Raw genomic sequence first — 17,326 nt, forward strand, 5'->3', positions numbered from 1 at the left:
ATCCGGCGGAGTCGCGAATCCCATGAGCCAACCGTTTGTGCATCTGCACGTCCACACCGACTACTCGCTGCTCGACGGCGCCTGCGCCATCGACCGGCTGGTGGCCAAGGCCGCCGCCAGCAAGATGCCGGCTCTAGCCATCACCGACCACGGCAACCTGTACGGCGCCGTGCAATTCTACGAGAAGGCGAAAAAGGTCGGCATCAAGCCCATCATCGGCAGCGAGGTGTACATCGTTTCGGGCAGCCGGCACGAGAAGACTCGCGCCAGCGAAGACAGCTTCCACCTCATCCTGCTGGTGAAGGACCGGGACGGCTATCAAAACCTGTGCCGACTGGTCTCCCTGAGCTACCTGGAGGGATTTTACTACCGCCCCCGCATCGACTTCGAGCTGCTTCGCCGTCACAGCCGCGGTCTGATCGGCCTGTCCGCCTGCCTGGCCGGAGAAATCCCCACGTGCATCATGGCCGGCAACGAGGCCGGAGCCGAAGCCGCCGCCCGCCGCTACGCGGAGATCTTCGGCGACGGCAACTTCTACCTGGAGCTCCAGGACCACGGCCTGCCCAACCAGGCGCCGGTCAACGAGGCGCTCGTCGCGCTGTCCCGGCGGACCGGCATCCCCCTCGTCGCGACGAACGACTGCCACTATCTGGAGCCCGCCGACGCCCTGGCTCACGAAGTGCTCGTGTGCATCCAGACCGGCAAGCTCCTGGCCGATGAAAACCGGATGGAATTCCAGTCGAAGGAATTCTACGTCAAGACCGCCGACGAGATGGCCGCCCGCTTCGGCCACGTGCCGGAGGCGCTGGCCAACACGCTGCAGGTGGCCGAACGGTGCCAGTTCGAGTTCGACCTGCAGTCCCGCTATTACCCGCGCTTCGACATCCCCACCGGCTCCACCATCGATGAGTATTTCGAGGCGGTCACCCGCGCCGGCTTCGCCGAACGGCTCAAGAGCATCGAGGCGGACATCGCCGCGGGCCGGACCCGCCACACCCTCGACGAGTACCAGCAGCGGCTGGAGTACGAAATCGGCGTCATCAAGCGCCAAGATTTTTCCAGCTACTTCCTCATCGTCTGGGATTTCATCCGCCAAGCCCGCGAGCGAGGCATCGCTGTCGGACCCGGCCGCGGTTCGGCGGCCGGCAGCCTGGTCGCCTACTCGCTCCGCATCACGGACCTGGATCCGCTGCGGTACGACCTGCTGTTCGAACGTTTTCTCAACCCCGAGCGCATTTCGCCCCCCGACATCGATATCGATTTCTGCGCCCGGCGCCGTGAGGAGGTCATCCGCTACGTCACCGAGAAGTACGGCAAGGACTGCGTCTGCCAGATCGTCACCTTCGGCACCATGAAGGCCCGGGCGGTGGTCCGCGATGTGGGGCGTGTGCTGGGCATGTCCTACACCGATGTGGACCGCATCGCCAAACTCATCCCGATGGAGCTGAACATCACCCTGGAGCGGGCGCTTCAGGAGGAGCCGCGCCTGCAGGAGACCATTGATGCGATGGCCGAGCGGAATCCCGAAGTGCTGCGGCTCATCGACATTTCCCGCCGCCTGGAGGGGCTGAGCCGGCACAGCTCCATCCATGCCGCCGGCGTGGTCATTGCCCCGCAGCCGCTGGTGGACATCATCCCCGTCGCCACCCGCGGCGAGGGCGAGGTCCTGACCCAGTACAACATGAAGGACATCGAGAAGCTCGGCTTCCTGAAGATGGACTTCCTGGGACTCATCACCCTCACGGTGATCCAGGACACCCTGCGGATGATCCAGATCAACCACGGGCTCGAGCTGGACATCGACCACATTCCGCTTGACGACGCACCCACCTATCAGATCTTCTGCGAGGGTCGCACCGCCGGCATCTTCCAGTTTGAAAGCTCGGGCATGCGCAACTACCTGCGGCAACTCAAGCCCAGCCGCATCGAAGATCTGATCGCCATGAACGCCCTCTACCGGCCCGGTCCCATCAAGGGGAAGATGGTGGACGATTTCATCCGGCGCAAGAACGGCGAGAGCGTCAGCCAGTACACCGTGCCGGAGCTGGAGCCCATCCTGAAGGACACCTACGGCGTGATCGCCTACCAGGAACAGGTCATGCAGATCGTGTCCCGCCTGGCCGGCTTCACCCCGGGCGAGGCGGACACGTTGCGCAAGGCCATGGGCAAGAAGCAGCAGGATGTGATGAACAAGATGGAGGGGAAGTTTGTGACCGGCTCCATCGAGCGGGGCATCAAGCCCAACAAGGCCAAGGAGCTGTACGAGCTGATGCGCGGCTTCGGCGAGTACGGGTTCAACAAGTCCCATTCGGCCGCCTACGCCTGGGTTGCCTACCAGACCGCCTTCCTCAAGGCGCACTACCCGAACGAATTCATGGCCGCGCTGCTGACCAGCGAGAAGAACGACACTAAAAAGGTGGTCAAGTACATCTCCGAATGCAAGCAGATGGGCATCCGCATTCTGCCGCCGTCGGTCAACCAGAGCGAACTGGACTTCCTGCCCACCCGGGAAGGAATTCGCTTTGGCCTCGGCGCGCTCAAGAACGTGGGTGAGACGGCCATCCTGCAGATCCTCGGTGCTCGGCGCACCGGTGGGCCGTTCCGGTCACTGAGCGACTTCTGCTGCCGGGTGGACCTGCGCCAGGTCAATTCGCGCGTGCTGGAAAGCATGATCAAAGCCGGTGTGTTCGACGAGGTGGGCCGCAGCCGGGCGCAGCTCATGCAGGGGCTGGAACGGACCATGGCGTTCGCCCAGAACCGTCAGCGGGATCGGAATCTCGGCCAGAAGAGCCTTTTCGGTGGAATGGACGGCGGCGACGACGCCGCACTGGCGGGGCCCGAACCGGAGGCGGACGTGCCCGAGTGGGACGAGAAGACGATCCTCTCGTTCGAAAAGGAAATCATGGGCTTCTACATCTCGGGCCACCCCCTGAACACGTATGCCGAATTCATCGGCAAGTACACCGATTGCACGCTGGACCAGATCACCGAGAACCTGATCGACAAGCGGGTGCGGGTCGGGTGCGTCCTCAGTGAATTGCGGTACAAGAAGACGATGAAGAACCGGGAGCAGATGTGTGTGGGGTTGCTCGAAGACCTCACCGGCACAATCGATTTCGTGGTGTTCCCGAAGGTGTTTGAAGCGCACGAGAAGCTGATCCAGCCGGATCGACCGCTGCTGGCCATCGGTGTGGTGGACCAGGAGGAGAACGGCAACCTGAAGGTGGTGGTCCGGGAATTGTATCCGCTGGAGGACGCCAAGGACCTGCAGGTCAGCCTGATCCGGCTTGAGTTGGATTTGGAGCGGATCTCGGAACAGAACGCCGTGGAACTCGCCGACCTGCTGGCCACCCAGAAAGGCGAGTGCGGCGTGGAGATCCTCCTGCGACGACCGGGGACCGGCGTCGCCTGGCTGGAGGCGAACGAGTTTTTCAAGATCCGGTGGTCGGCGGAACTCAAGCTCCAGATCGAAGCCCTGACATATCCGGGCGCCGTGCAGTACATCGCCTGAGCCGGCAGTGGCGGACCGGCTCGCCGGTCGTTGCAGCCGGCCCTTCCAACCGACGCCCATCTCCGGTCCGTGATATAATCCGGATATGCCCGTCCCGCCCGCACTCATGCTCGGAGTGTGCGCTGCCGCGCTGGTCTTGGCGTTCCTGCTGGATCTGCTCATCGCATCGCGCCTGCGGGGACATCTGCGTCGGGAGTTGGACCCCGCCGGGCCGGCCGACCGAGCGGAAGAAGAGCCGGCCGGCGACCAGCGAATCGCCGGCCGGGCCGTGACCGTATCCGGCACACCGGAACCGCTGATGCTGCTGTTGGCGCTGGCCATGCGTCCGTCAATCCCGCTCGACATACTGCTGGCCGTGCGCCGGGTTTGTTTGAAAGTGCCCGGTCTGGCGGCGGCGTGCCGGATGGCACCTTTTGGTCCGCTGTTCGAGCTGATGTTTGTGGCTGTGACTGCGGGACTGTTGGGCGTGCACGGATGGAGCGAGACCTTCCGACACGCGATGCTGTTCCTGGCGTGCGCCTGGCCGCTGGGGTGGGTGTCCTGGCAAGACGCGGGGAGCTCCATCTCTCCGGATATCTTCACCGTTGGCGGGACCATCGCCGGATTCGCCGCCGCTTGCGCATCGCCATCGCGGGGATTGCCCGCCGGTTTGCTGGAGGCGCCCCTCGACGCCCTGGCCGGTGCCGTCCTGCTGGGCGGTGGTGGCTGGCTGGTCGGTTGGTTGTACAAACGACGTCGGGGCAGCGAAGGTCTGGGTTTCGGCGCCGTCAAGGCCATGATGATGACCGGGGCGTTCTGGGGCGTGGTGGGCGGCTGCGCCTGCACGTTCATCGCTTCATGCACCGGTTCTCTGATCGGACTCGGCATCATGGCGCTGCGCCGCGGCAGGATCTCGGGCGAGATTCCGTTCACGCCGCTGCTGATGCTGGCTGGGCTTGTCTGGGCGTTTGTCGGCTGGGCCGTGATGGTTTGGTACGTCTCGCTGCCGTCGATCGGGCCATGATAGCCGATGAAAGGCCCCCTGCTTGACGACCGGAATGCTCGCGAGGTGCCCATGAGTTGCAGCCACCGTGCGCGTGCCGCCGTCCTGCTGCTTGCCGTGCTGGTATCCGGATGCGCCTCCGATGACTCCCGGTTGACCCTCGACGGCCGCTCCGAAGTGGTCATCGCCACGGCCACGGGGCCAATGGACCTGGACCTGCACAGCAACTCCGAGGAGATCACCAACACCATTTGCTTTCACCTCTTTGATCCGTTGGTCTTCTTGGATCGCAATTTCAAAGTGATTCCCTGGGTGGCCGCGTCCTGGCGCAACCCGGACCCCGTCACCTGGATCATCAATCTCCGGCCCGACATCGTGTTTCACGACGGCAGCCGGCTCACCGCCCGCGACGTGGTGTACAGCTTCGAGCGCATCTTGAGCCTGCCCGGCTCGCCGCGCAAGCCGTTCCTCGTCAACATCCAGTCGTTCCAGGTGCTGGACGACACCACCATCCGCGTGGTGACGCGCCAACCCTACATGCCGCTCATGTCGAAGCTGGCACAGATCCTGATCGTGCCCGAGCGGTTCTACCGCAGCAAGAGCGCCGAGTTCCTGCAGTTCAATCCCGTGGGCTCGGGACCCTATCGGCTGGAGCGCTACGAGCGCAACCGTGAAATCACGCTGCGGGCCACCCGCCGGCACTGGCGGTCCACGCCGCTGTTCGAGACGGTCCGCTTCCGGATTATCGGCGACAACGTCCGGCGCACGCGCCAGCTGCTGGCCGGGCAGGTCGATTTTGTCAAGGACCCTGATCCCTCGGTCATGCCGGAGATCCAGGCGGCGGCCGATTACCGGACCAATATCGTGACCGGCATCCGGCTCATCTATATTGGCCTGACCTGCAAACCCACGCTGACCGGCGGTGCGCCCAATCCGTTCGTGCACCCGGAGATCCGCCGGGCGGTGTCCATGGCCGTCAACCGGGACACGCTCTGCCGCCAGACCATGAGCGACCTGGCCGAGCCGGCGCGACAACTCGTGTCGCCGCTGGTGTTCGGTTATGCCGACAAGGTGTCCATCCCGCCGTACAATCCGTCCGGAGCGCTGGAAATCCTGAAGCGGCATCGGTTTCCGTTCGACCACGAGTTTCCCTTGTACTACCCCGCCCATAAGTACTTCCGGATTCGGGAGACGGTGATGGAATGCAGCCGGCACCTCGCGGCGGTGGGGATCCGCACCCGGCCGATGCCCATCCCGTTCGATTCCTTCCTGTCGAGTCTGCCCAACCGGGAATACGACTGCTTCGTTTCCGGGTGGCTGGCCATATCCGGCGATAGCTCCGATTTTTTCGAAAACTGCTTCCACTCGGGCCGGGGGAATCCCAATTTCGGTTTTTACAATCCGGTCGGCTACAACAATCCGGCGATGGACCTGCTCATCGAACGCAGCACCCAGACCGCCGACCGAGAACAACGCCTGGCGGTGCTCCAGCAAATCATGGGCAAGTGCGTGGAGGAGATGGTCTGGATCCCGCTCTACTTCCTCCGGGACGGCTATGCCTACCGGCGGGACATCGTCTGGCAACCCCGTTACGACCGCTATGTTCTGGCGATGCAAATGAGTGTCGCGGACGAGTGAGCCGGCCTTCCGTGGCTGCGTGCTATAATGATCCCGCTCGACCCCTGCCGTTTCCGCGCCGGCGATCCGTCCAATCCTGCGGGTGGGTGGGTATATGCATCTGTCCTTCAAACAAGCCGCGGGCGTTGTAGCCCTGGTCCTCGTTCTGGCTGCCGTGTTGTTGGTCTGGCGGGGCCGCGGCCGACTGACCGCCGACAGTGGTGATATCGACGATCCGCTCGCCGGGGTGCGGGACCGGTTGCCCCAAACCGTGGGCGCCTGGCGGGCCGAGGCGCCCGACCGGGAGTACGACCCCGACTCGATCTTCAGCTACATTGACGGGGCGGGCGAGGTGTACCGGGCCTTTGACATGCAGCGCTGCCTCTCGCGTCGTTACAACCGGCCGGGCGGTCCGGCGCTGGTCTTGGACCTGTTCGTCATGGCCACACCGGCCGATGCCCTGGGTGTGTTCACTCACGACCTCGACGGCGAACCGGCGGGGATCGGCGAGGACTCCCGCTACCGTCCGGGGTGGCTGTGTTTCTGGCAGGGCCGGCTTTACGCGTCGATCTATGCGGAGGCCGAGGCCGACGGTGTCCGGGAGGCGGTGCGCCAACTCGGGGCGGCGACGGCCGCCCTCGTCCCCCCGGCCGGGACCCGGCCGCCCATTCTCGCCGCGCTGCCGGCGCCCGGGCTGGACGCGGGACGCATCCGCTATTTCCACCACCCCGTCATCCTGAGCGCCCACTACTTTCTGGCCAATGTGAATCTACTGCGGCTGGGGCCCGGCACGGCGGCCGTGCTGGCCGATTACCGGCGTGGCGGGAGCGACGCCAAGCTCCTGGTGGTGGAGTACGCCACCGTCACCGAGGCGGAGCGCGCCGTGACCGATTTTCTGGCCGCCTATCTGCCCGAAGGGCAGGCCGGCGCGGCGACCCGTCTGGAGAACGACCGGTGGGCCGGGGCGCAACGGGCGGATCGGCGGTTGGCGGTGGTGCTCGAAGCGAGCGACGCCGACACCACCGAGGCCCTGCTGCGGGAATCTCTTTCCGGAGGCGGACAATGACCCCATCTTCCTGGACCATCACCCGTCGCGATCTGATCCGGACCGGGGCACTGGCGGTCGCCGCCGGGACGTTGGGTCTGCCCTTGCCGGGAGCGCCGCCGGCCGCCTCAACGCCCCGGAGCCGGGTGGTGCTGGCGCGGGACCCGGCCGTGTTCGACGCGAGCGGCAGGATCGTCAGCGAACGACTGGAAACCCTGCTGGACCAGGCTGTCTGCAACCTGTTCGGTGTCCGGGATGTCCGGAACGCGCCGGACGCCTGGCGGCAGATCGCCGGGCCGAAGGACGTTGTGGGAATCAAGAGCAACGTCTGGCAGTTCCTGCCCACGCCGAAGGAACTGGAGAGCGCCATCCGCCGCCGGCTGGAGGCGGCGGGCGTGGCCCCGGAAGACATCGCCGTGGACGATCGGGGCGTGCTGAAAAACAATGTGTTTCGGCGGGCGACGGTCCTGGTCAATATCCGCACGGCGCGCACCCACCACTGGTCCGGGTTGGGCACGTGCCTGAAGAACTATATCATGTTCGTCCCGGACCCGTGGTCGTACCATCCCAATGCCTGCGAGAACCTCGGCGCCCTCTGGCAACTGCCGTTGGTCAAGGGGAAGACCCGCCTCAACATCCTGGTGATGCTCACCCCGCTTTTCCACGGCATCGGGCCGCATCACTTCAGCGCCACCTACACCTGGCCGTATGCCGGACTGGTGGTGGGCCGCGATCCGGTGTCCGTGGACAGCGTCGGTGCCCGGATCATACAGGCCAGGCGGTTGGGGTATTTCAAGGAAGAGCGGCCCATCAGCCCGCCGCCCCTGCACATCGCCACTGCCGATACCAAGTTTGGTCTGGGCCCCAGCACCATGGACCGCATCGAACTCGTCCGGTTGGGTGCAACCGACGGGTCGTTGATCTGATCCGGCGATGGGCTTCGTTTATCCCTTCCCCTTCACCTGCCGGCCGGCCCGCTTTCTGCGCCGGCTCAACCGGTTCGTGGTGGAAGCGGAACTGGACGGCCATGCCGTGTCGGCCCACCTCCACGATCCGGGCCGGCTGACGGAGATCTTGACGCCCGGGGCGGAAATCTTTCTGCGTCCCACCGAGGACGCCCGCCGTCGAACGCCGTTCACCGTGGCGCTGGCCCGGACGGACAATGTCCTGGTCTCGGTGGACACCTCGCTGCCCAACCGCTTTCTCGACCGCTGCCTCCGGGCGGGAGCCCTGTACGAGTTCCGCGACTACATCGTGGCACGCCGGGAGGCGCCGTACGGCCGCAGCCGGTTCGACTTCCATCTCATGGCCGCGGGCGTGGACATGCTCTTGGAGGTGAAGTCGGTCACGCTGGTCCGGGACGGCCGTGCGTTGTTTCCCGACGCACCGACGCGCCGGGGGGCGCGCCATGTCGAGGAGCTGGCGGCGGCCGCCCGGTCGGGCTTCGTCGGCACGGTGCTGTTCCTCGTGCAGCGGCCCGACGCCGCCGCACTGAGTCCCCACTGGGCCGTGGATCCGGCATTCGCCCGGGCCTTGACGCACGGGTTCCGGCAGGGGCTGGAGATCCTCGCCTACACGTGCCGTGTCTCGCTGGACGGGATGGCGCTGGACCGGCGGATCCCGGTGGACCTCCACTTTGACGGAGAGGCGCCCGCCTGATGTCCGACGCCGCACCCGGCACCTGCCCCTCCACCTACCGCTATCCCGAAGCGGCGTTTGGCGACTACCTGCGCGCCCGCGGACTCCTGCTCCGGGAACTGTCACCGGAGCGTTTGCAGGAATTGCACCTGGCGGCGGGCTGCGCGGCCGGGGACCCGGCGGCCTGGGATGCGTTCTTCCGGGAGTACCGTTCATTCCTGCGGCACGTGGCCGGGCGGCTCACCGGTCAGCCAGCCGATGCCGATGATCTGGTGTCCCAGGTGATCGAAGGGCTGATGGCCGGCGGCAAGATGGCCCGCTATTCGGGTCGCGGTTCGTTCCGCGGCTGGCTGCGGGCGGTGACCGCCCACCTGTTTCTGGACGGGCAGCGGCGCCGGCGGCACATGCGGTGGGAATCGTTGGAGAACAAAGCGGATCGCGCCGCGACCGAAGTCGCGCCGGACAACGAGTGCGAGCAGTATTTCCACCCAAGGTTTCTGAACGAGCTGGCCGACGGTCTGGCCGGCGCGCTGCGGGCGCTGCCGCAAGTCAAGGCGGCCTTCCTGAACATGTATTACTTCCAGGGCCTGACCCTGGCTGAGGCGGCGGCCGAGCTGGCGGTGCACGAGTCCACCGCCAGCCGGTGGAACGCCGCCATCGTCGATGAGCTGCAGCGGCGCATGGACCGGTTCCTGCGCCGCGACAAGGGCTGGACGGCGGCTGATGTGGCTGATTTCATGGAGCGCTGCCTCGGCTACCTGGCGGGGCGGCTGGAAAAACTGCGCCGGTCGCTGCTGCCGGATTGAGCTCCGGCGTGCAAGTCCGACGCCCGGGGTGCGTCTATAGGGTGTATGAGTAAACGAACGTCCGAACAGTTTTGGCGTCTGGTACTCGGCGGCTTCGGCCGCCGCGGCGGCGACGGCTGCGTCGGCGACGAGGAGCTGGCCATGTTCGCCGCCGGCGAGCCGATGGGAGGCGGGGCGCGCCGCCGGGTGGCGCGGCACGTGGCCCGCTGCCCGGCCTGCCTGGAACAGACGCTCGTGCTCCGCCGGCTGTCCGGCGCAACGCACCCCCTGTTCCATCGCACGGGGGCAGGCGTCTGGTCGGCGGCGTGGCGTCCGGCGGCCACGGTGGCGGCGGCGCTGGTGCTGGCCGGTTTGCTCTACCTGGGCGGAATCGGCGGACTGCGGGGGCCGGATCAGGCCGGGGTTCCTCCGGTGCCGGTGACGCCGCCGCCGGCACAGTTGGAGCGCCAGGCCACCTCGTCCGCAGACGTAAAGGACGAAGAGAAGCAATCGGTCCAGCCGGAACCCTCCCGCCGCAAGGCGGAGCGGATCGGCGTGCCGGCGGAACCGCCGCCGTCATCCGGCCCGGCGGCGCCGGAGCCTGGCTATGCCCCCGAGCTGACGCTGGGCGTGGCGCCGGCGCCTCCCCCGGCTGTCGAGATGCGGGAACGAAAGGACGTCGTCGACAAGCAGGTGGCGAAAGAAGCCGGCACCCGTGAGGAAATGGACTATGCGCGGACGGAGATCGCCCAGGACGCCCCGGCCGCCAAGGCGGCTAGCGCGCCCCAGGCGGAGGGCGGATCGGCCACGGGGGCGGTGCGTCTGGGGCTGAACGAGGCGGAGCGGTCCAAGGGCCGGCCCGCCGGCGACCCGGTGAGCCGCCTGGCGGCTTGGTGCCAGGCGCGGCGGCCGGACAGTCCGCGGCTCAACTGGCTGGGTCGCGGATTCTTCCTGGTCGAGGGCGTGCTGATCGAAGAAGGAATCTGCGGCCGGTTGGGGCACTGGCCGGTGCGACGTGCGACGCCGGACGAGGTGGGGCGGCTGCAGGGTGCCGCGGGTTACAATCCGGAGTGGCGGGGTGTCTGGCTGCTCGGCGCCGATGAAATCATGGGTTGGTGACGGCCGGTCCGCGCGGGTCGGGGGCGGCGATTATCTCGTCTCTCAACGTTTGCAACCGCGGTCGCAGCAACATGCGGTCCAGGTCGGTGGCCAGCGTCACGATGATGGGCCAGTCGTGGGGGACCAGATCCTGGGCGTGTGCCAGATTGTTGCGCAGGGATTCGAGCTCCTTTACCCGGACCTTGAACTGGCGGCGGGATTCCACCTGGGTGACTGAGCAGAAGTGGCCGTTACGGGCCAGCAGCTGGACTTTGTCGGACAGCTGCAGACACTCCTCGAGCCGGCAGGGGTGCCCCCGCCGCAGTCGCTCGGCACGAAGCGCTTCGGCCTTGGCCAGACGGCCGGGGGCCAGATGCTCCCGCCACGGCTGGTTCGCATAGACCAGGTCGATGGCCACCGTGGCCCGCATGTCCAGCAGCGTGACCATCCCGAACAACCACATCCGGCCAGGCGGTTTTTCGATCCCGGCCGGGTGGATGACGCCGTTAACCTCACCGAGGGTCCGGACGAAGAGGAACGGCTCGTCCGCCAGCCGGCCGATCACCAGGTGCAGCGGGGTTTCGCCATGGACCACCTGTTCGGGCCGGATGGGCAGCGCATCGCCGCGGTCGCCCGGGGTGTCCCCATCACGCCGTCGGTATCGGGTCACCAGGCCGCCCTCGCGGATGCCGGCAACGTCCTGGCCGCGGCTGACCATGGCGGTGTGCACCTGTGCGGGTTCGGTTTCCGTGTCGAAGGAGATCAGCGGATCCGCAATGTCGGCGGCATGAAATGACGTGACGAAAAAATCCCACAACCTCTCGGCGGGTTCGATCAGTTCGTCCAGATTCATCCAGGTTCCTCCCGTACATCGCCCATTCGTCGCCGTCAACCCTATTGTGACAGAACGCGGACAGCCTGACAACTCGAGTTGCGGAACCCGAATCGGCCGTCCGGAATTCTTGGCGACGATTCCGCGCGCAGCGCCCGCGCAGCCGGGTGCGTGACCGACCGTACACCTCACAGATTGTCTCGCCCCAGGCAGGTTTTCGGACGCATGCGATCTGTGCGGGCGGGGATCTTTGCGATTGCAGGCATCTGAACGGATTTGATAATATGGACATCAAACGAGATGCTGCGTCCAAAATCTTTACATTCAAGGAGAGCCGTCATGAAACGGACATTGCTGCTGCTAGTGGTGTGGGTGATCGTGCTGTCGGCCTTCGCCGGTGACGCTCTGGCCCAACGCTACGGTCGGACCAAAAAAGGCGGATCGTTCGAAATCACGCCGTTCGTCGGCTACACGTTCAGCACCGGGGTGGAAATCGTGCCCGACGAGTTCAATCCGGACGAATTCATCGACGAAGTGACCCCCGTGAGCGGATTCAGTTACGGCCTGGCCGCCGATTATTTCTTCGGCCGTGAGCAGCAATTCGGAGTCGGCTTCCAGTTTTCCGAGCAAGACAGCGCGCTCGAGATCGGCTTCGTGGGCGGCGGCAGGGAGGAGATCGCCGACATGAAGGTGCGCAACTATCACGGCGTCTTCACCGTCCAGTTTCTAGACGGCGACAGCGCGGTGCGCCCGTTTGTCTACGTCGGCGTGGGCGCCACCCAGTTTGCCCCGGGAAACTACCAGGATGTCGAGATCGACGGTGAAACCAAGTTCTCCAGCACCTTCGGCGGCGGCGTCAAACTGTACTTCAACGAGCACCTCGGCGCCCGGCTCATGGCGCGGTGGACGCCCACCTATATTTATTCGGAGACGGAAGGAATCTGGTGCCACCCGTACTGGGGGTGTTGGGAATACGGTGAAGCCAAGTACGCCCACCAGTTTGAACTCAGCGCCGGCATGATCCTCCGGTTCTGAGCGGGCGATTCTCGGGTCCTCAGGCGCAGCAGCCGGAGGCCCCGGCGGTGAGTGCATGAAGGAATTGCGGCCGTTTGTGACCGGCCGCCTGTCGGTGCTGCAGAGCGGAACAAACGAAACGCCCGGCGATGAAGCCGGGCGTTTCGCATTTCATTGGCGGACCGTGTCGGGTCAGCGGGCCTTCGGGGGGTAGTGCTTGAACATCTTTCCGACGATATGCTTCACGTTCTTTTCCTGCTTTTTGGGATTGACCTTGATGCCGCCTGCAGCGTGCCAGATCCGGTGGCCGGTCTGAGCGCTGAACATCTCCATCACCAGCGTGCCCCGGAGCTCGTCGGTCACCCACACCTGCTCAAATTTGGTGTTGGACGTCGGGCTGCCCGGATCGACCGACTGTGCGCTGGATTTGAAATCCACCATCATGTAATAGGCGAGGATCGCATCCGCGCCGGCTGTGGCATCCTTGAGGGTCATGCCCTTCTTGCCGAGCTCGTCGTTCACCGCGCTCTTGATCCGCGCGTCCAGCTGCTCCGAGTTGGTTCCGGGGATGGGACCCTGGCCTTCGACCGGCACCCGCCAGGCAAAGGATTGCAGTCGGGTGAAGTCGACCGCGCTGTCATACTCGATCTTGATTTTTTGAGCCCCGATTGACACGGCCAACACACTCACGGCGAGAATCAGCGAAAACGCCAGTTTCATGGATCGACTCCTGCCCGATCGTTCCTCTGTCTCTCATTGTAGCCGATTTCTGTAAAAATGCATCAGCAGCGGATGATGCACCAACTTCACTCGGCGAGGGGCCGCGGGGGCCGCACCGGCACTTCCGCCGGAAACCAGACGGTCATCTCACCGGCGCCGCGGTGGGACCAGGCGTAATACGGCACCAGGGTGATCCGCTCGCGCTGCTCCGCCCCCCGGCGTCGGGCGGTCCCCGTGAGCAGCCCGACTCCGCCCAGGAGGTCGCTCCGGAACGTGTAGTCAAAATCGGCCCGAGATTCGTCGCGCAGCGGGATCGCCAGATCCAGCACCCGGTTGGCGTTATCGACCCCCTCGGCGCAGAAGACGATGGGGCCGCGCTGGAACGCGATCCGGCCCCGGTTGGCCGCCACGTCGTCGCGTGCGCCCACCGTGCGCACCGGCAGCGGCAGGTGCAGTGTCACCGTGTCCCCCGGCTGCCAATGGCGCGCGATGACCGCGAAGCCGCGCTCCGGCTTCACCGGTACGGGACGGCCGTTGACGACCAGCGTGACGGCGTCCAGCCGCCGGTCCAGAAACCGGTACAGGCCGCCGGGGATCGCCTCGTGCCGGGCCCAGCCGGGGACGCGCACCCGTAGGGTGAACGTGGCTGCGGCGTCTGGCTCCACTCGAATCCGGATGTCTCCCTGCCACGGATAGTCAGACTGCTGGGTGAGCCGCAGTGCGACGCCGTCCACTGACAGCCGGGCCGTCCCGTTGACGAACTGGTTCACGTAGACGGTGCGGCCGGTTTGAGCGTACACGTAACCCGGCAAGGATGCCATGAGGCGGGCGATATTGGGCGGGCAGCAGGCGCACTGGAACCAAGGAACGCGGGTGGCGCCTCCTTCGTTGAAAGCCGTCCGTCCGTCGCTGGCCAGGGGGTTCGGATAAAAGAAGCGATCACCGGACAGGCTGACCCCCGACAGGAATCCGTTGTACAGAATCCGCTCCAGCACGTCCAGATAGCGGCCGTCACCCGTCAGGAGGAACAGCCGGTAATGCCAGAAGATCTGGGCGATCGCCGCGCAGGTTTCATTGTAGGCCGTGGCGTTGGGCAGGTCGAAATTTTCCCCGAAGTCCTCGCCTGACTCGGAGGCGCCCACGCCGCCGGTGAGGTACATCTTCCGCCCCACGACGTTTCGCCAGAGGGTGTCGACGGCCCGCCGGTACGCAGCATCGCCGGTCAGGGCGGTGAGGTCGGTCATGCCGGCGTACATGTAGCCGGCCCGGACGGCGTGCCCCACCGCCTCGGTCTGCGCGGTCACCGGGGCGAAATCCTGGGCGTAGTACCGGTTGTACGGCGATGGGAGCCAGTCGTAGACGTAGAGCGGCCGCCGGTCGGCCCGCCCGCGCATGTCCAGGAAGAAGCGGGCCAGGTCCAGGTACGCGCGCCGGCCGGTGGTCCGATAGAGCTTCACCAGACCGAGTTCGATCTCCTGGTGGCCGGGTACGGCAATCCGCTTCCCTTCGCCGAACGTGGTCAGCAGGAAGTCCGCGTTCCTGAGAGCGACGTCGAGCAGGGTCCGCCGGCCCGTGGCCTGGTGGTGAGCGACGGCGGCCTCGTACATATGGCCGACATTGTACAGCTCATGGCTGTCGCGCAGGTTGGACCACCGCTCGGCGCCGGCGTTTGCGGGGACGGCGGCGCCGAGGATGGTCCGCATGGTGTACAGATAGCCGTCCGGCTCCTGCGCCGCGGCGATTTTGGCGATGATGCCGTCGAGCCGGGCCGCCAGCGCCGGATCGGGGTGCTGGGCCAGGGTGTAGGCCGCGGCCTCGATGGTCTTGTAGACGTCGGAGTCGTCGTAGCGCAGCCCCTTGAATGTACCGGCCTGGAGCTTGCCGGCCACGGCGAAATTGTCGATCCGGCCGGTGTCCTGGCACTTTTGCAACGCGAAGGGGACCGTGACGGTGCGGTTAGTCTCCAGACGCGGTTGCCAGAATCCCGGCGCCAGCTGCACCGCGGTGAACGGGACCGGCACGATGGGGTAGTCCGGGCCGGCGGCCACGACGGCCGCGGGCAGGATCAGGGTGACAGCCAGCACCAGCAGCTGTTTCATGGTCGCTTCACTCCGGATAATGGCGGCCGGTGGCGCCGGCAGCGTTACGGCCGGATGACAATGGCGCCGCCGGCGGTGATCTCGCCGACGCGTCGGCTCCACGGATAATCGGGAAGCAGCTCCGTGAGCAGCGGCGCAGCACTCGCGGGCGCGACCGCCAGGAGCAGCCCGCCCGACGTCTGGGCGTCGTACAGCACGTTGACCACGCCCTCGTCCACGGGACCGTCTACCGTCACGTGCGGCTGCAGGTATTCCATGTTGGCCACGCTGCCGCCGGGCATCTTCCACGCCCGCGCCAGCTCCAGTGCGGCGGGAAAGGCGGGCACGGCGTCCGCCGCGATCACCGCGCCCGTCCCGCTGGCTGCGCACATTTCCCACAAGTGGCCCAGAAAGCCGAACCCGGTGATGTCCGTGACGGCGTGGCACTCGTGCCGCAGCATGATCCGGGCCGCGGCGGCGTTGAGCTGCTCCATGGCGGCGACGGCCGGGGCGAGATCCGCTTCGGACAGGTCGTCGTTTTTGAGGGCGGTGGTCAGGACGCCGATACCCAGCGGTTTGGTCAGGATCAGGATGTCGCCGGGCCGGGCGCCGCGGTTGAGCCGGAGGTCGGCCCGCTGGACCACGCCAGTCACCGCCAATCCGTACTTCGGCTCGGGGTCGTCGATGGTGTGACCACCGGCGATGGCGATGCCGGCCTCGGCCGCCTTCTCGGCGCCGCCGCGGAAGATCTCGCCCAGCAATGCCATGCCCAGTTTTTTAGGAAATGCGGCGACGTTGAGCGCGGTCACGGGGGTCGCACCCATGGCATAGACGTCCGACAGTGCGTTTGCTACCGCGATCTTGCCAAACAAGTAGGGATCATCCACTACCGGTGTGAAGAAATCGACGGTGGATACCAGCAGGAGCCCGTCGGCAATTTCGTACACCGCGGCGTCGTCGGACGTCTCGTATCCCACCAGCAGGCGGGGGTCATGAAAGGTCGGCATACCGGCCAGCGCCAAGCCCAGCTCCGCCGGGCTCATTTTGGACGCTCAACCGGCGCAGCGGACCAGCTGGGTCAGGCGGACACGTTCGTTCACTCGGGTTGTGCCTCCGGTTCAAGGTTGGGTCATCAGCGCCTGGATGCGCGAGTCCGGGAGGAAGGGCGCGAAGTCCGGATCCTCCCTGAGTTCCTTGAAGTCTTTGAAGCCGCTGTCCACGGCCAGCTTCAGGAAGTGGACCACCTTCTCCAGGTCGTTGACCTGCGCGTACAGTTTGGCGTAATAGAAATTCCGCTTGGCGGCATCGATGTCCAGCGAGCCGATCTCCAGGCCGCCGCGGTCCTTCATCAGGTATTCTGGATCGATCTGGACCAGCTTGTGCATCGTGTCCACCGCCTGAAGATATTTCTTCTGCGCAAAGTACGCGTTGGCCAGGTTGAAGTAGGCGAGCAGGAACTGCGGATCCTTCTCGACGGCTTTCTTGTACTGCTTGATCGCGGACTTATACTGTTTGCGGACGTGGTAGATGGCCGCCAGGTTGTTGTAGGCCCGGGCGTAATTCTTGTCCATGCGGATGGAGCGTTTGAAGTAGGAACGGGCGGCGTCGAAATTCCCCGTTTGCAAAAAAACGACGCCCAAAAAATTGGGGATCTCGGGATTCTTGGGATCCTCCTGCATGGCCTTGAGAAGGGCGTTGACAGCCTGGTCGTACTGCTTGAGGGCGATTTTGACCTTGGCCTTCTCCAGCTGCGGCGCCTGTTCGGCGGCTTCCGGCGCCTGCGCGGCCAGGCTGCCGGTGGCGACAAGAAGTGTCACGACGAGGGCCAGGACACGAACTCCGTTTCTGGACATGGCGAACCTCCCGATATGGGAATTGTTCCTATTATACGACGGGGGTCGGCAATGTTCACCTGAAAGCGACGCCGCCGGATCCGGCGGCATGAACACGGCGCTCGGGAATCTGCATCTATACCGGGCGCGTGGCGCGGGCGGCCGACACGGTCC

General features: G+C 65.7%; 14 protein-coding genes. 9 read left to right on the plus strand and 5 right to left on the minus strand.

Going from position 1 to position 17,326, the window contains the following annotated elements; all coding sequences use genetic code 11:
• The first annotated feature begins 22 nt into the window (after nucleotides 1-22).
• The 8 genes from dnaE to GX414_12945 all read left to right on the plus strand — a co-directional run bounded on the left by dnaE (nucleotide 23) and on the right by GX414_12945 (nucleotide 10,697).
• Nucleotides 23-3,511 carry a DNA polymerase III subunit alpha gene (gene dnaE / locus GX414_12910; GenBank protein ID NLI47999.1) on the plus strand — a complete coding sequence of 1,163 codons (3,489 nt, stop codon included), beginning with the start codon at nucleotides 23-25 and terminating at the stop codon, nucleotides 3,509-3,511.
• An 85-nt stretch (nucleotides 3,512-3,596) separates the two neighbouring features.
• The gene (locus tag GX414_12915) at nucleotides 3,597-4,514 is read left to right on the plus strand and encodes a hypothetical protein (protein ID NLI48000.1); all 918 of its coding nucleotides are present in this window, start codon (nucleotides 3,597-3,599) and stop codon (nucleotides 4,512-4,514) included.
• Nucleotides 4,515-4,565: 51 nt separating this feature from the next.
• Entirely contained in the window at nucleotides 4,566-6,131 is a 1,566-nt protein-coding gene (locus GX414_12920; GenBank protein ID NLI48001.1) for a hypothetical protein, read from the plus strand.
• A gap of 94 nt (nucleotides 6,132-6,225) precedes the next feature.
• A complete protein-coding gene (locus tag GX414_12925; GenBank protein NLI48002.1) occupies nucleotides 6,226-7,176 on the plus strand; it encodes a hypothetical protein in 951 nt (316 codons plus the stop codon).
• Nucleotides 7,173-8,081, plus strand: coding sequence for a DUF362 domain-containing protein (locus tag GX414_12930; GenBank protein NLI48003.1), 909 nt, complete (start codon nucleotides 7,173-7,175; stop codon nucleotides 8,079-8,081). Before GX414_12925 ends, GX414_12930 begins: the two co-directional genes overlap by 4 nt.
• Before the next feature lie 7 nt (nucleotides 8,082-8,088).
• Nucleotides 8,089-8,814: a DNA/RNA nuclease SfsA gene (gene sfsA, locus GX414_12935; GenBank protein NLI48004.1), complete on the plus strand. Its 726-nt coding sequence runs from the start codon at nucleotides 8,089-8,091 to the stop codon at nucleotides 8,812-8,814.
• The gene (locus GX414_12940) at nucleotides 8,814-9,599 is read left to right on the plus strand and encodes a sigma-70 family RNA polymerase sigma factor (protein NLI48005.1); all 786 of its coding nucleotides are present in this window, start codon (nucleotides 8,814-8,816) and stop codon (nucleotides 9,597-9,599) included. The genes sfsA and GX414_12940 overlap by 1 nt, the downstream gene beginning before the upstream one ends.
• Nucleotides 9,600-9,644: 45 nt before the next feature.
• Nucleotides 9,645-10,697 carry a hypothetical protein gene (locus GX414_12945; protein NLI48006.1) on the plus strand — a complete coding sequence of 351 codons (1,053 nt, stop codon included), beginning with the start codon at nucleotides 9,645-9,647 and terminating at the stop codon, nucleotides 10,695-10,697.
• On the opposite strand, the gene GX414_12950 is transcribed toward GX414_12945, so the two are convergent.
• Nucleotides 10,684-11,529, minus strand: coding sequence for a hypothetical protein (locus tag GX414_12950; protein NLI48007.1), 846 nt, complete (start codon nucleotides 11,527-11,529; stop codon nucleotides 10,684-10,686). The genes GX414_12945 and GX414_12950 overlap by 14 nt on opposite strands.
• A gap of 318 nt (nucleotides 11,530-11,847) precedes the next feature.
• On the opposite strand from GX414_12950, the gene GX414_12955 reads away from it, so the two are divergent.
• Complete coding sequence (locus GX414_12955; GenBank protein NLI48008.1) at nucleotides 11,848-12,543, plus strand: outer membrane beta-barrel protein; 696 nt, start codon at nucleotides 11,848-11,850, stop codon at nucleotides 12,541-12,543.
• 171 nt (nucleotides 12,544-12,714) lie between these two features.
• Here GX414_12955 and GX414_12960 read toward each other — a convergent pair whose 3' ends face one another.
• From GX414_12960 to GX414_12975, 4 genes are all read right to left on the minus strand, one after another.
• Nucleotides 12,715-13,242: a DUF4136 domain-containing protein gene (locus tag GX414_12960; GenBank protein NLI48009.1), complete on the minus strand. Its 528-nt coding sequence runs from the start codon at nucleotides 13,240-13,242 to the stop codon at nucleotides 12,715-12,717.
• A gap of 86 nt (nucleotides 13,243-13,328) precedes the next feature.
• The gene (locus tag GX414_12965; protein ID NLI48010.1) at nucleotides 13,329-15,341 is read right to left on the minus strand and encodes a glycoside hydrolase family 127 protein; all 2,013 of its coding nucleotides are present in this window, start codon (nucleotides 15,339-15,341) and stop codon (nucleotides 13,329-13,331) included.
• A gap of 44 nt (nucleotides 15,342-15,385) precedes the next feature.
• A complete protein-coding gene (gene selD / locus GX414_12970; GenBank protein NLI48011.1) occupies nucleotides 15,386-16,363 on the minus strand; it encodes a selenide, water dikinase SelD in 978 nt (325 codons plus the stop codon).
• A 75-nt stretch (nucleotides 16,364-16,438) separates the two neighbouring features.
• Nucleotides 16,439-17,173: a tetratricopeptide repeat protein gene (locus GX414_12975; GenBank protein NLI48012.1), complete on the minus strand. Its 735-nt coding sequence runs from the start codon at nucleotides 17,171-17,173 to the stop codon at nucleotides 16,439-16,441.
• Nucleotides 17,174-17,326: the final 153 nt, after the last annotated feature.

This window comes from Acidobacteriota bacterium (assembly GCA_012517875.1).
In the GTDB taxonomy this organism is placed as follows: Bacteria; Acidobacteriota; JAAYUB01; order JAAYUB01; family JAAYUB01; genus JAAYUB01.